Below are 13,809 nucleotides of genomic sequence, written 5' to 3'. Positions count from 1 at the left end.
TTAATCAATTGTAACAAATTTTTCCCAGTCAGCAAATTTGTCTTCTTTCATTACACGTTCCATTTTTACTTGTCCGCCTTTTTTCTTGTTTTTATCATTCCAAGCATAAAATTTCTCAACCGGAATTACGCTTACTTTTATTCCTTTTAAAGCTTTTGATCTTGCTACTTTGTAATTTTTATTTGCTTCTTTTAAAAAATTATCTAACTCAGTGGCTAGTTCTTCAGAGTTTTGAACTTCAGAACCTAAATACCAAAAATGATAAAATTCGCCATCCTCAAATCTTTTTGCACAAATAGTATATTCAGTAATATTGGTTGAAAATTTTTCTTCAAGATGTTGAATGGCAGCATCCATTTTATTGACAGAAAGTTGAGAACCAACCGTATTTAGAAAGAATTTTGTACGTCCTGTAATTTTAATTTCGGCCTTGTCTATGTCAGTAAACTCAATGGTGTCTCCAATCAAGTAACGCCACGCTCCGCTTACTGTGCTTATAATTAAAATATAATCTTGCCCCAACTCAACATCTTCTAAAGTTAAAGAAGGTGCGTTTTGATGCAGAGAGCCATCTTCTTTTATATAATCAGGATTCATAGGTACAAACTCAAAATAAATGCCATTTTCTGTGTTTAACTGCATCGCATCTGTTTCTGGTCTTACTTGGGTTGCAATATATCCTTCGGATGCTAAATAGGTATCAATTACGGTCACAGGTTTTCTTAAAAGCGCTTTAAAGCTTTTTTCATACGGACTAAAAGCAACGCCACCAGAAGTATATATCTTTAGATTAGGCCAAATATCATGAATATTTTCTACTTTGTGATAAGCGATTACTTTTTGCAACATCAACTCGATCCAAGATGGAATTCCGCTTAAAGCCCCAATATCAAAGTTTTTAGCATTTTCTGCAATTTTCTCTACACGAGCATCCCAGTCATCAATTTTTGCAATTTCTTCTCCGGGTTTGTAGTATCCTTTAAACCAAAAAGGAATATTGCTTGCGGTAATACCGCTAATTTCTCCTTCTAAATGATTGTTGTTTTCTTGTAAATCGGTAGAACTACCCAGCATCATAATTTCTGTTTCGAAAAAGTCTGCGGGCAAATCAAAATTATTTAAAGAGGTAACTTGTTTAATTCCTGAACTTTTTATGGCATCAATCATGTCATCAGTTACAGGAATTTTTTTACTGCTTTTTCCTGTAGTTCCAGAGCTTAAAGCAAAATAAGAAGGTTTTCCGGGCCAAGTAACATTTTCTTCATCTTTATGTAATTTATACCACCATTTTTTTTCTAAAGAATGATAATCAAAAAAAGGAACAGCATTGGCAAATGCAGTGTTTAAATGATTTTTTAAAAGAATATTTTTAAAGTTGTAAGCTTGCCCAAACTGTGTTTCTTGCGCGGTCTCTAGCAAGTTTTTTAAAACAGCTTTTTGTGCTTCAATATGATTTGTGTTTGATGAAAGTGTGTCAGATAAGTTGATTACTCCTTTTATAATACTTCCTAATATTGCCATATTCTAATTTTTTTACAAATATCATGATTATTTTGAATTCAAATTATCTCGAATCCATCAAAAATTAATTCATTTCAAAATTACTAGGAAATAATTGAGACCTCTTGAATTTTATGTAGGGTTAAGAAAGGATTATTTTGAAAGGCATTAGATTTATTTTGGATAGAAAAAGGATATGAGGATACTATTTGCTTTTTTAGTTATTGTTATTTTATGTGATACGGAAAGGTTTTTAATTTACTTTCGATAAAGTTTGTTATTCTTTCTGAGGTGTTTAAACCTTCAGCAATATTTCGAAAGTCACAAAAAACTTCATTGATTTCATTAATTATTTTCTTCGGATTTTTGATACCGTACTCATCTGCAACTGTTAAAATATCTGCTAAATTTAAATCTTCATTTTTTCCGTTATCTGATAAAAAGTGTGGCGTAATTCTATGGAAATTTTCGTTGTAGCTAAATGTTAAATCATAGGTAGGTGAAAAATTATAGTCGCCATTTTCTTTTAAATTAAAACCAAAGTTTTTAGTGTGGTCGTCTACATTTCTACCAATAATATTAAAAACCATAATTTTGAATACTTGCTCTTTGGCAGTATAATCTAAATTTATTTTATTGAAGAACGTAAATATCTGTTCATAAGAATAGGAGTTTGGTTATTTAAAATTCGTGCCAGCAAAAGCATGTAAAGTTTGTGTGTGAATTTTTTTCCATCAATTCTATCAAATCTTTTGGTCATAAAATAAAACTCATGTTCAAATTCTTATAATTGAGAATCCATCATTATAATTTTTGATGCCTTTGCCATCAAATAATAGGCATATTCAATTTTGCCTCTTGCTTTGTCAGAATCTAAACCAATATCTCTGTTGAGTTTTAAAATCCAGCTCTCCTGATTTTCAGTCGGAATACCATCACCTCTATAAATATCTCCGGTTTTATGATCAATATTGATCAATACTTTTGGTTGATCGCCTCCAGGCGACGTTCCTATATGGAATAAATTTGCCATATGATTCACGTTTATAACTGGTTTATTATTTAAGAGCGCTATAGAAAGTTCGTTTAATTTTTATAAATTTATAAGTTTAATGCTGCCTTTTTCATGTTTCGCAGGAAGAAATTTAAGCGCGCCCATTCCTCTATTACCTATGTAAGATAATTTTTCTAACGGCGTTAAGTCACGATAACTTTTACCTTCTTTTTCTAGATATTTAGAGAATAATTCCGTTCCGAATTTATCTGGCAACGAATCGGAAATAAATAACGGAAGTCCCTTATTTGTATCAAATGAAATGCTGCTTTTACTTATGTGCTCTAATTTCTGTTTTGCTGTAATGATTTTTTTTTGAAGTAGGATTTATAATAGGAGATAATTGAATGTTACTGCGGATAAAACTTGGTGCATATTCAAAAGAGCTTGTTTTTTTGCGTCATTCCAAACAAGAACGCCTACAAGATTCCCGCAAATCCTTATTTGTATTAAACTCATTTTTTATAGACTCCTCTTATTTTTCTGTTCTTCTCTTTTTCGTAGATTTCCATCGGCGTTAATTCGTAGGTTTCTACCTTTAGAAAGAATTCGAATTTATCTAAAATTTCAAGAACTCTAGAAATTGAAATTAAGGAAGCCATCGAAAAATTTCTGCCTTTTTCAATGCACGCAATAGAGCTTCTGCTCATTCCTGTTTTTTCAGCTAATTCGGTTTGTGACCATCCAGCTTTTACACGTAAAGAGCTTATTTTCTCTCCCCATTTTCGTATAATTTCTTTATAGGAATATCGGTAACAACTATTGCCCATAGTAAAATGTAGTGTAAACAGGTCAATAAACCAAATAAATAGGGTTATTAATCTGTTTGTGATACGATTGTTGAACACGAAGTCTTATTTTGAAACGATTTAATAAGTGGCAAATTACTTTGAGTTTAGTATAAAAATAAAAGCATTTTAAGCAAGTAACTCAATATTTTTTTTATGCTCTCTTTCAGACCAAAGAATATAATCAGCATTTTTAGATTTTAGAGCATCTAAAAACTCAAGTTTAATTGCCTATCATCATCATTAATGATTGCTATTGCCCTAACATTTTTTTTGTTGTTTTTTCGCTGACAGGTTTTATATCATCCCAAGCGAAAAGAAAGCTTGGAAGATTTGACTTATTAATTGTGTTGAAAGATTTTATTACAATTTCACTATGTTTTTTGGCAATTTGAAAATCAAAGTTAAATTCAAGGCCTGTTGTTCCTTTAGAGATAAACTCTGGTGTAAAAATAATATCTTTAGAATGTAAATAATTTCTTACATCCTCTTTAAATATGGAAGCTATATTATGTTTTGATAAAACGTATAAGTAGTTTATTTCAATAATGGCAGATAAAAAATTATGTTTTGCTTGTGAGAAATTAGCTAAATTACTTTCAATAATCAATTCTTCGTTAGTACGCTTAACACCGTAGTTTAATAAAATAGTATCTAACAAATTTCTACGTTTTTTTGAACCTTGAATAGGTAATCCTTGAAGTTCAAGATTCGTCATAGTTTCGCCATTATCACTTAAAACAAGTTGATTACCATTTTTTGAGCATAGATTTGAATAGTATCATTAAATACCCCAATAAAAGGAGTGTTCATTAAAAACCAATCTGTGCTAGTTCCTTTTTGGATATAAGTTTTTTCTCTGAACAAATTATAGTAATTATCAACGTATTTGTGAACCCAATTCACAGTATTGCTTGTTGTATATTTATTTGTGAGCTTAAATTTATTTATTTAGCAAAATTAACTATTAAATCGTTTAAATCAGAAGAGTCTGTAATATCCTTCGTCGGAAAATTCGGCTCTGCTAATGGAATGGCCCAAACTAAAGGTTTGTAGCCTTCTACAAATACATGCATATGTGGTTCGTTTGGTTTAAACCATTTATCTGCATAGGGTTTTAAATATTCAGACAATGTATTTTTAATTGTTGGTTGATTATGATGTCCACCTTTAAAGTCTATTCTTAAAGGCCGATAAGAGAATTACTTTCTAAATGATGAATTGAGGTTTTTAGCAGAATCTTTCGATTTTAAGTAATTTATACCCAAAAATTATATTCAGAATCTTGATGAGAAATTAAATTAAGGCGATTTTATTTCCTAAATCTATAACTTGATTTGGATCTGAAAGAGATTTGTCTAAATTTAACAAATAATCAGCTTCTTCGTTGATTCGCATTTTTTTTAGCTAAATATATTAACTTTTTTTGATGCATGGAGAATAAAATTACGAGATTTAAAATTAAAAAACCAACCTACTCGGCAACACTATCAATTAAAATAGTAATCAAGTCGATAGCGGCTTGGGCAATTTTTGTTCCGGGACCAAAAATACCAACAGCGCCTGCGTCAAATAAAAATTGATAATCTTGTGCAGGAATTACACCCCCAACAATCACCATAATATCCTCTCGCCCGTGTTTTTTGAGTTCTGCAACTACTTGCGGAACTAACGTTTTATGACCAGCTGCCAAAGAAGAAATTCCCAAAATATGCGCATCATTCTCCACAGCTTGTTTGGTAGCTTCTTGTGGTGTTTGAAAAAGCGGACCAATATCTACATCAAAACCTAAATCTGCATAACCCGTTGCCACAACTTTTGCGCCTCTGTCATGGCCATCTTGCCCTAATTTAGCAATCATGATTCTTGGACGTCTGCCTTCTAGTTCAGCAAATTTATCTGCTAATTTAGCTGCTTTTTTAAATAGTTTATCGTTTTTTATTTCTTTACTATACACGCCAGAAATTGTTTTATGAACTGCTTTATGTCTTCCATAAACGACTTCAAGAGCATCAGAAATTTCACCCAAAGTAGCTCTATTTCGGGCAGCTTTTACAGCCAAATCTAATAAGTTTTTGTCTTGAGGTAAAGTAGTGTTTTTTGAATCTATACCATACTTTGCCGCATCAGTTAACGCGACTAAAGACTTCTGAACTTCGTCTGAATTTCTTTCCGCTTTTAATTTTTCTAATCTTTCAATTTGAGATATTCTTACGGCTTCATTGTCAACTTCTAAAATATGAAGCGGGTCTTCTTGCTTTAGCTTGTATTTATTGATGCCAACAATAACATCTTTACCGCTATCAATTTTGGCTTGTTTTTTTGCGGCAGCTTCCTCGATTCTCATTTTAGGAATGCCCTTTTCAATCGCTTTTGTCATGCCACCTAATTCGGCAACTTCATCCATCAATTCCCAAGCTCTGTTGGCAATGTTTTCTGTTAATTGTTCTAGGTGATAACTTCCTGCCCAAGGATCTACAGTTTTAGTAACATGTGTTTCTTCTTGTAGATATATTTGTGTATTTCTGGCAATTCTTGCAGAAAAATCTGTTGGTAAAGCAATCGCTTCATCCAATGCATTGGTGTGTAAACTTTGTGTGCCACCAAATACAGCAGCCATCGCTTCTATAGTGGTTCTTGCAACATTATTAAAAGGATCTTGCTCTGTTAAAGACCAGCCACTTGTTTGGCAATGAGTTCTTAACGCTAAAGATTTTGGGTTTTTAGGGTTGAATTGCTTTACAATTTTTGCCCACAACATTCTTGCTGCACGCATCTTTGCAATTTCTGTAAAATGATCCATTCCGATGGCCCAAAAGAAAGACAATCTTGGTGCAAAAGCATCAATATCCATGCCTGCTTCAATACCTTGTTTTATATATTCTAGGCCATCAGCAAGGGTGTATGCTAATTCAATTTCTGCCGTAGCACCTGCTTCTTGCATATGGTAGCCAGAAATAGAAATCGAATTAAATTTTGGCATTTTATCACTGGTATATTTAAAAATATCAGCAATAATTTTCATCGATGGGGCAGGGGGGTAGATGTACGTATTTCGTACCATAAACTCCTTTAAAATATCATTCTGTATGGTTCCTGTTAGATTTTCAAGCGCAACGCCTTGTTCTTCTGCCGCCACAATATAAAATGCTAAAATGGGTAAAACGGCGCCATTCATGGTCATGGAAACAGACATTTTATCTAAAGGAATTTGATCGAATAAAACCTTCATGTCTTCTACAGAATCTATGGCAACGCCAGCCTTACCAACATCTCCTTGCACACGTTCATGGTCTGAATCATAACCTCTATGGGTGGCTAAATCGAAAGCTACAGACAATCCTTTTTGGCCTGCTTCTAAATTTCTTCTGTAAAAAGAGTTACTTTCTTCAGCGGTAGAAAAACCTGCGTATTGCCGAATAGTCCAAGGTCTTCTAACGTACATCGTGGAATAAGGTCCTCTTAAGTTAGGGGCAATGCCTGCCACAAAATCTTCGTGTTTAAAGCTTTGTTTAGGCGCTGTAGTAGCATTGTTAAGTTTTATATGTTCGAATGATTTTCTAGTCATCTTCTTGGGCTATTCGTTCTTTTTCTATAGTTTCAGAAAGACGTTTTCTGTTAATGGGTATGATGATCGTTTTTATATTTCTTTGTTTTACAAAAGGAAACAGCTCTAAATCGTGCTTCATTTTATTTTCTTTATTGATTTGCAAGTTGGTGCCCAGTAAAATGATTTTGTTTGCCTTAAAATTTTCTTCTTCTTTTAAAGCACTTTCTGCTATTTTCTTTTGGATATTTCCAACTTTTAGTTGCTTTAAAAATCCGCCAGATGTTTCTATTTGCTTAAATAGAACCAATGCTTTTTCTGCTAATTGTTGGGTAATTGATTCTATGTAATACGTACCATCGGCCATGTTTTGAGCTTCTTGTAAATAACTTTCTTCTTGTAATATTAAAAGTTGATTTCTTGCAATTCGCTCGCCAAACTCGTTCGATTTATGATACATCGCGTCATAAGCAATCGTAGAAACCGTGTTGGATCCTCCAAGAATTGCACTCATAGCTTCCGAAGTTGTCCGCAGCATATTTACATTATAATCATATACTGTTTTATTGCGCAAACTTGGTTGTGTAAAAACATGAACTTCATTGTCTTTTACATCATATTCATTCAAAAGTGTTTCCCATAAAATTCTAAAGGCTCTTAACTTTGCAATTTCAAAAAAGTAATTGCTACCTGCAGAAAAGGTAAAATGAATTTTAGTTGCCACATCTTTTCCAAAATGATGCAAATATTCATTGGCGTGCGCTAAAGTATAGGCTAATTGTTGGGTGATCGTTGCGCCCGCATTTTGATATAAATCACCAGAAACTGAAATACAATTTTGGGTAGAAGATACAATACGCTCTAATTGCTTAAAATCTTCTTTTAGGCTGATGAACCAATTGCCATTTTCTGCTAAATTACCAATAATATCGGTCTGAAAAAATACGATATCGGACTCGCAATATTTAGAAAGTTCTATTTGGAAATCGGCATCTAAAAAAGAAAACTGAAAGTAAAGCGTTCTTTTTTCTACATCAATCTTTTTTAAAACCTTTTGATAATTGAATTTTTTATTTGCTTTAAACTGAATTGCAGTGGCACCTCTTTTTAAAGCATCAACCGCTAAAGAATTTGCTATTTTTTCATCGTCAATAAAAATAGTCTGACAACTATTAAAACCCTTTTTTGGTAAGTTTATTTTTACGTTAGTTCTATCTTCTTTTGTGTAAAATGGTTTTACAACAACGCCGTCTTCGGTATGCCAAAGTAAAGCTTCATTATAGTCTGCACCTTTTAAATCTACTTGAATTTTTTGTTTCCAAGCGGCTGCCGATACAGGTTCAAAATCATCAAATAGAAATGTATTCATTATCTTTTTATGGTATCAAATTCAATAATATAAATGTCTTCGTTTTCTTTTTTCATTAAATACTGTTCTCTGGCAAATCTTTCTAATTCTAAAGAATCTTGTAACTTTTTAATAGTTTCTTTATCTTGGTCAATTTTACCTTTATAGAATAAAATGGTGCTCTCTAATTCCTCAATTTCTTGGTCAAATTTATTGTGAATTAGATAAGAATTTTCATCAAAAAAAAGCATCCAAACAATAAACGGAATTAAAATCATTACAAAAACGTTTGTAAGAATTTTAAAAGCGGATTTTTTTTTTACATTTTGAAAAAAACTCATTTATAGGCGCTCATTTATTACACTTCTTACTACATCAATAGCAACCGTATTGTAGCGATCATTAGGAATTATAATGTCTGCAAAGTTTTTGGTTGGTTCTATAAATTGCTGATGCATTGGTTTTAATGTTGTTTGATAACGGTTTAATACCTCGTCTATATCGCGTCCTCTTTCTGTAATATCTCTGCGAACTCTGCGTATTAAGCGTTCATCTGTTTCTGCATGCACAAAGATTTTTATTTCGAATAAACTGCGTAATTCCTCACTATTAAAAATTAAGATTCCTTCTACAATAACTACTTTTCTAGGATGCGTTTTTACAAAATCTTCTGTTCTGTTATGCGTTACAAAAGAGTAAACGGGTTGTTTAATTGTTTTTCCTTTTTTTAATTCTTTCAAATGTTTAATTAACAACTCAAAATCGATCGCTCTCGGATGATCAAAATTTATTTTTGTTCTCTCGTCATAAGAAAGACTCGTTGTTTCTTTGTAGTAAGAATCTTGCGATATTACACATACTTCATCAGTTGGTAACTGTTTTACTATTTGATTTACAACGGTTGTTTTTCCGCTGCCAGTACCACCTGCAATTCCAATAATTAACATATAGGTTGATTGATTTTTTGGTAATTATGCCACTAAAGTAGTAAAGATTTTACAAATTGATAAAATTATTAATCTTTATGTCTTTTGCCTTCAAATCAAACATCAAATTATACAAGCCAAAAAACGTTCTATTCATGTAAATAAAATGTTTAGATCCTCTACTTGCATTGTATGATCTTAACTCTGTGTTTTTAGAGTAGCGCTCGCTAAATTCTGATATGCTGCCAAAAAATACAGGATCAGAAAAATCGAAAGTTTCGTCATGAAACGGTTGTGTAAAAATAGAAAGCATTTCATGAAACATTCCGCTAAAAAACTTATATTCTTCTTTGCTATCTTCTGTACTTAAAATTTCTAATTCGAACATTTTTTCTTCAAAAAGCTTTTTATCCGCAAGGGTATCTTTTCTTGCAAGCTCAAAATACGGGGTGTAAAAGGATAACGGAATTGTTTTCATGCACCCAAAATCTAACGCAATTAAGGTGTTATCTTCAGCAACTAAAAAGTTTCCTGGGTGCGGATCTGCATGTACTTTCTTTAAATTATGAATTTGAAACATAAAGAAATCCCAAAGCGCTTGCCCTATTTCGTTCGATTTTGCTTGATCGGTGTTCGTGGTTGTATATTCTGATAAATGAATCCCTTTCATCCAATCCATCGTGATGATTTGTTTAGATGATAATTCTGGATAGTAATTAGGAAAAGTAAGGTTTGGAATATGAGAACACGCGTCTACAATTTCTTGACTTTGTTTTACTTCTAAAATATAATCGGTTTCTTCTAGCAATTTATCTTGAACTTCCAAGAAATATTCATCAGAGGTTTTCCCTTTCATGTTAAACATTCTAATCACAAAAGGTTTTAAAAGCGCCAAATCAGATTTAATACTATCTGAAACTCCTGGATATTGAATTTTAACAGCTAATTCTTTACCGTCTTTTTCTGCTTTATGCACCTGACCAATACTTGCAGCAAAGTATGCTTTTACCTCAAATTTTTCATAAATTTCTGACGGAAATTTACCAAAACTCTTTTTAAAGGTTTTTAAAACCAAGGCTTCAGAAAGTGGTGGTACAGAAAATTGTGCCAAAGAAAATTTTTCTACATACGCTCTTGGCAAAATACTTTTTTCCATGCTTAACATTTGTGCAACTTTTAAAGGGCTTCCTTTTAACTCCTTTAAGCTGTCATAAATATCTTCTGCATTCGATTTGTTTAGTTTTTCTCTTGCATCTTGCTCATTTTTGGTAATTTTATCACCATAATATTTAAGGTAATTTACACCTACTTTTGCACCTGTGGAAAACAATTTTGATGCGCGTTGAATTTTCGTAATCGGAATACTACTGGCTTTTTTCATGATTTTCTAGTGCTTTTTTTGAAATTTTTCTGTGTACACAAATTTCCCAAAGTCAAAAGCATTTTTAAGGAATTTGTTCTCGATAAGTTCGAAGCTAGTATTGATTGATTTTTCTATAAAAATATCTGTCTTTTCAAAAGATTCAGACGAGTCGTCTAACCAAAACTTAATCGTTGCCAATAACTGTATCCAAGCGGCATAACTAATGGCGTTTGTTTGCAGTTTTTCTAGACCATCAATAGATAGAATACTTTCTGTCAGCGATAAATTATCTACAAATAGTAAAAAACTTTTCTTTAAACTAGAAAGTGTTTTGTAGGATCTTAACTGGTTTTTACATCCTTTTAAAACGACTTCTATGTAAGGTCTATTGAGCGTTAAGTTTTCAAAAAAGGTAAAATAAAGGCTTAATAATTTATTTTTTCCATCAAAAGAAACAAATTCTTCACTTTCATTTAAAACCTCTAAAGAGTTTTTAAAGAGTTCATTAAAAACAGTTTTCTCTACTTTTTTTAACGATTTAAAATGTTCGTAAAAATTATCTTCGTCTAAATTTACTTGTTCGCAAAAATCTTCAACATCTGTTGGTCTCATTTTGTGTTCAGAAACAAGGTCCATGTAGAGGGTAAGAATGTCTAATTTAGAGCTGTTTTTCTTTTTTTTCATGTAAAAATATTAGAGTACAAAAATACGAAACGTTTTGTAGTTGAAGGGAAAACTATGGGTATAAAATCAAAAAACCAAGTTAAAATTTAACTTGGTTTTTATAGGAAGTAGGGAGACTCTTAAGCAAATACTTTATGAAATCTCTTTCTACCTTTTACAAAATGATCTTTGTACATTTCTAAAGTATCAAAAATTAAATTTTGCTGATTTTCTAGTAAGTGTACACCACCTTTTAAAGCTTTTTCTGTTACTTTTTGCCATTGGCTTGCAATGGTTATGGTTTCTGTAACGACTTCTTCTGTAGTTTTCAAAGCATAGTCGTTTGCATTTGCCATAGATTTTTTTGCAGTATGCACAGCTTTATTTACTTTTTCTGTAATTTTTGTAGTATCTATTTTTTTAGTTTTCATAATGATGTTTTTTAGGATTTAACTTCTTATTTCTTTTCCCAATTTTTAACAGCTTCCATATCTCCTGCTAAAGCTAATTTTGCTTGCGCTTTCCAGCCCGATAAATCATATATTTTAGCATTAATACCGGCATCGGTTAGTATTTTGGTCAAATCTTTTAAGGTCATTTTCGAAATTTGAGCATACGCGGTAATATTTAAATCATTTAGTGATTTTTCTAAAACAGGACCAATTCCTTTAATCACTTTTAAGTCATCGATACGATCCGTTTTAGCAACTATAATTTTTTCTACAAGTATTTCTTCTTTTTCTGCAATTACGGTTACTTTTTCTGCAACCTTCTCTGCTTTCTCTTCTTTCTTATTTTCTGCAATAATTGCTTCTTTTTCTATAGCAACTTCTTGCTTTTCAACCACTTTCTTTTTGGTCGCTTTTTTCGCTTTTTTCGCTTTCTTCGATTTTTGGGCTTTCTTTGGTTTCTTTTTTTCTATTTTTTCTGAAATAGAATCCATTGTTTCTTCTGCATAATCCTCTAATTTTTCTTTTGCTTCATCAATGGTCGTAGAAATATTCTTTTTTAGTTGATCAGACATTTTTTCAGCCTTCTTTACTAATTTGTTATTAGAAAGTTCCTTTTCAAATTTTTCTTTCATTTCTTCAGCTTTTTCTACTAAAGGATGTTTTGAAACTCTTTTCTTTGCGTTTTCCATCATTTTTGGGTCGTAACCTACCAATTTTTTTAAACGCTCTGTGCTATTTTCTAATTGACCTTTAATAGATTCTGCAGTTTCTACGAACATATTAATTTGTTGTTTCGTTAAAGGTTCTGCTTTTTTAGCCAATTTAGCCGTTAATTTCTGCCATTTTTCGCCAGTTTTTACAGTCGTTTCAATTGCATTAAAAGAAGCTTCAATTAAATCGCTATTTATTCTTTTAACGATTGCTTTTGCTTTTCCTAATTTATTTTCTTTTTTAGTTTTTGACTTTTTAGGTGCCATGATATATTATTTTTAGAGTTATTTAATTTTGATAGTACAAACTTACAAGATGCAAGTTGCAAATGAGTTACAAACTAGGTCTTGCTAAAAAAGTCTAGTGCTTTATTCAGTTTTCCCCAAATCTTTTCTTTTTCTTCTTCAAGGTGCTTAAAAAAAGCATCTTGTTGCTTTTCATAACAGTGCAATTTCTTCTTGATAGATGCAGATTTATGTTTTTGTAAACCTTCTATTTTATCAATGGTTTTTAAAACTATTTTTTCTGTGTTTTGTAACGCCTTCTTATTCAGTTTTAAAGAATTCTTTTTTATGTTATTTATTGAAATAGTTTTCATCTTTTTAGGGTGTTTTATAAATAATAGTGCAAATTTAAGAAATAGGAGTTACAGTTGAGTTACAGTACAGCGGATTAGACACTATTTTTACGAATGTTTGTAAAGATTTTTTGATACGTATTTTATTGGGTTTCACTAATACATGCGGGCTATGATTTGAAATTATTCTCTAAAAATATACATCTGTAATGAGTGTTATTTTTACTTTAAGAGAAATCCCATACTACAAAGTTCTAAAATAAGGGAGCTTTATGTGATTTCTCTATTTGGCCTAAAGGACAAAACTGTATTTTATCAATTGTACTGTATTCAATAATCTTGAAATAAACAGCAATGAAATTTGTGAACGTTAGCGAAATCTATATCTATTGAAAACACCCGAGTGCGTTAAAATCAAATACCTGTAAAATCCGTGAAATCTGTGTTTTTTATCATTCTTGTCCGATAAAAGATTCGAGATTGCTCCGCTTTCAGAGCCAACCTGCTCGCCGGTCGGCAGAGAGCCAAGACTTGATCATAACCGCCTGATAAACAACTATAAGTTAAAATAAAATTGTCTGTTTTATGTCGATGAAATTATTTATAAAAAAGCAAGGTGTCATTTAAAAAAATCGCAGAATCCTTTACTTTAAGAGGGGGTATCAAACTAAAAATATTTGTAACTATTCAGCCTAGATTTCAAAAAAGAGCTAGTTATTAACAATTCTATCCTTGCTTTTAGGAAAAAGAACTTTCTTGTTAACATTTGTTAGTTACTAGGTAACAATTACATGTTTGATTTTTAGTGCTTTTAAATTGTGTTTGTTTCCTTTGTATCAAAGCATTATAAATTGAACTCCGACAAAAAACGTATTGCAGA

The 13,809-nt window shown here is 31.6% G+C and carries 15 protein-coding genes and 1 pseudogene; all 16 read right to left on the bottom strand.

Annotated elements, in window-relative coordinates:
- The 16 genes and pseudogenes from ES044_RS13335 to ES044_RS13260 all read right to left on the bottom strand — a co-directional run bounded on the left by ES044_RS13335 (position 1) and on the right by ES044_RS13260 (position 12,950).
- The gene (locus tag ES044_RS13335; RefSeq protein WP_147119740.1) at positions 1-1,521 is read right to left on the bottom strand and encodes a GH3 auxin-responsive promoter family protein; all 1,521 of its coding nucleotides are present in this window, start codon (positions 1,519-1,521) and stop codon (positions 1-3) included.
- A 206-nt stretch (positions 1,522-1,727) separates the two neighbouring features.
- Positions 1,728-2,156: pseudogene (locus ES044_RS13330) on the bottom strand (HipA domain-containing protein); the annotation flags it as partial.
- A 128-nt stretch (positions 2,157-2,284) separates the two neighbouring features.
- Positions 2,285-2,533 (bottom strand): HipA domain-containing protein, encoded by a 249-nt coding sequence (locus ES044_RS13325; protein ID WP_147119738.1) that lies wholly within the window; start codon positions 2,531-2,533, stop codon positions 2,285-2,287.
- Positions 2,534-2,593: 60 nt separating this feature from the next.
- Entirely contained in the window at positions 2,594-2,818 is a 225-nt protein-coding gene (locus ES044_RS13320; protein ID WP_223269205.1) for a HipA N-terminal domain-containing protein, read from the bottom strand.
- A 191-nt stretch (positions 2,819-3,009) separates the two neighbouring features.
- Entirely contained in the window at positions 3,010-3,402 is a 393-nt protein-coding gene (locus ES044_RS13315) for a helix-turn-helix domain-containing protein (RefSeq protein ID WP_223813561.1), read from the bottom strand.
- Positions 3,403-3,595: 193 nt separating this feature from the next.
- A complete protein-coding gene (locus tag ES044_RS13310) occupies positions 3,596-4,060 on the bottom strand; it encodes a DUF1829 domain-containing protein (RefSeq protein WP_147119735.1) in 465 nt (154 codons plus the stop codon).
- Between the two features lie 229 nt (positions 4,061-4,289).
- Positions 4,290-4,523, bottom strand: a complete 234-nt coding sequence (locus tag ES044_RS13305) for a hypothetical protein (protein ID WP_410524690.1) — start codon at positions 4,521-4,523, stop codon at positions 4,290-4,292.
- A 293-nt stretch (positions 4,524-4,816) separates the two neighbouring features.
- A complete protein-coding gene (gene scpA / locus ES044_RS13300) occupies positions 4,817-6,910 on the bottom strand; it encodes a methylmalonyl-CoA mutase (RefSeq protein WP_147119733.1) in 2,094 nt (697 codons plus the stop codon).
- Positions 6,903-8,258 (bottom strand): methylmalonyl-CoA mutase subunit beta, encoded by a 1,356-nt coding sequence (locus ES044_RS13295; protein ID WP_147119732.1) that lies wholly within the window; start codon positions 8,256-8,258, stop codon positions 6,903-6,905. Before ES044_RS13295 ends, scpA begins: the two co-directional genes overlap by 8 nt.
- Positions 8,258-8,578 (bottom strand): FtsB family cell division protein, encoded by a 321-nt coding sequence (locus tag ES044_RS13290; protein WP_147119731.1) that lies wholly within the window; start codon positions 8,576-8,578, stop codon positions 8,258-8,260. Before ES044_RS13290 ends, ES044_RS13295 begins: the two co-directional genes overlap by 1 nt.
- Positions 8,579-9,184, bottom strand: coding sequence for a uridine kinase (gene udk, locus ES044_RS13285; RefSeq protein WP_147119730.1), 606 nt, complete (start codon positions 9,182-9,184; stop codon positions 8,579-8,581).
- A 49-nt stretch (positions 9,185-9,233) separates the two neighbouring features.
- The gene (locus ES044_RS13280) at positions 9,234-10,544 is read right to left on the bottom strand and encodes an ABC1 kinase family protein (RefSeq protein WP_147119729.1); all 1,311 of its coding nucleotides are present in this window, start codon (positions 10,542-10,544) and stop codon (positions 9,234-9,236) included.
- A gap of 6 nt (positions 10,545-10,550) precedes the next feature.
- Positions 10,551-11,210 carry a TetR family transcriptional regulator C-terminal domain-containing protein gene (locus tag ES044_RS13275; protein ID WP_147119728.1) on the bottom strand — a complete coding sequence of 220 codons (660 nt, stop codon included), beginning with the start codon at positions 11,208-11,210 and terminating at the stop codon, positions 10,551-10,553.
- Positions 11,211-11,329: 119 nt separating this feature from the next.
- The gene (locus ES044_RS13270) at positions 11,330-11,620 is read right to left on the bottom strand and encodes a hypothetical protein (protein ID WP_147119727.1); all 291 of its coding nucleotides are present in this window, start codon (positions 11,618-11,620) and stop codon (positions 11,330-11,332) included.
- 26 nt (positions 11,621-11,646) lie between these two features.
- Positions 11,647-12,618 carry a hypothetical protein gene (locus ES044_RS13265; RefSeq protein WP_147119726.1) on the bottom strand — a complete coding sequence of 324 codons (972 nt, stop codon included), beginning with the start codon at positions 12,616-12,618 and terminating at the stop codon, positions 11,647-11,649.
- A gap of 74 nt (positions 12,619-12,692) precedes the next feature.
- Positions 12,693-12,950, bottom strand: a complete 258-nt coding sequence (locus ES044_RS13260) for a hypothetical protein (RefSeq protein WP_147119725.1) — start codon at positions 12,948-12,950, stop codon at positions 12,693-12,695.
- Positions 12,951-13,809 lie beyond the last annotated feature (859 nt).

Origin of the sequence: Polaribacter sp. IC066 (genome assembly GCF_007997085.1) — a bacterium.
Lineage (GTDB): Bacteria > Bacteroidota > Bacteroidia > Flavobacteriales > Flavobacteriaceae > Polaribacter.
The sequence above is the reverse complement of the archived record's forward strand: the minus strand, read 5'-3'. Positions and strand labels throughout refer to the sequence as shown.

What these genes read in the sequence shown, in the direction of transcription:
- scpA (WP_147119733.1), bottom strand. Translation starts at nt 6,910, where the DNA reads ATGACTAGAAAATCATTCGAACATATAAAACTTAACAATGCTACTACA.
- ES044_RS13290 (WP_147119731.1), bottom strand. Translation starts at nt 8,578, where the DNA reads ATGAGTTTTTTTCAAAATGTAAAAAAAAAATCCGCTTTTAAAATTCTT.
- ES044_RS13260 (WP_147119725.1), bottom strand. Translation starts at nt 12,950, where the DNA reads ATGAAAACTATTTCAATAAATAACATAAAAAAGAATTCTTTAAAACTG.
- udk (WP_147119730.1), bottom strand. Translation starts at nt 9,184, where the DNA reads ATGTTAATTATTGGAATTGCAGGTGGTACTGGCAGCGGAAAAACAACC.
- ES044_RS13265 (WP_147119726.1), bottom strand. Translation starts at nt 12,618, where the DNA reads ATGGCACCTAAAAAGTCAAAAACTAAAAAAGAAAATAAATTAGGAAAA.
- ES044_RS13310 (WP_147119735.1), bottom strand. Translation starts at nt 4,060, where the DNA reads ATGACGAATCTTGAACTTCAAGGATTACCTATTCAAGGTTCAAAAAAA.
- ES044_RS13275 (WP_147119728.1), bottom strand. Translation starts at nt 11,210, where the DNA reads ATGAAAAAAAAGAAAAACAGCTCTAAATTAGACATTCTTACCCTCTAC.
- ES044_RS13295 (WP_147119732.1), bottom strand. Translation starts at nt 8,258, where the DNA reads ATGAATACATTTCTATTTGATGATTTTGAACCTGTATCGGCAGCCGCT.
- ES044_RS13335 (WP_147119740.1), bottom strand. Translation starts at nt 1,521, where the DNA reads ATGGCAATATTAGGAAGTATTATAAAAGGAGTAATCAACTTATCTGAC.
- ES044_RS13325 (WP_147119738.1), bottom strand. Translation starts at nt 2,533, where the DNA reads ATGGCAAATTTATTCCATATAGGAACGTCGCCTGGAGGCGATCAACCA.
- ES044_RS13280 (WP_147119729.1), bottom strand. Translation starts at nt 10,544, where the DNA reads ATGAAAAAAGCCAGTAGTATTCCGATTACGAAAATTCAACGCGCATCA.
- ES044_RS13270 (WP_147119727.1), bottom strand. Translation starts at nt 11,620, where the DNA reads ATGAAAACTAAAAAAATAGATACTACAAAAATTACAGAAAAAGTAAAT.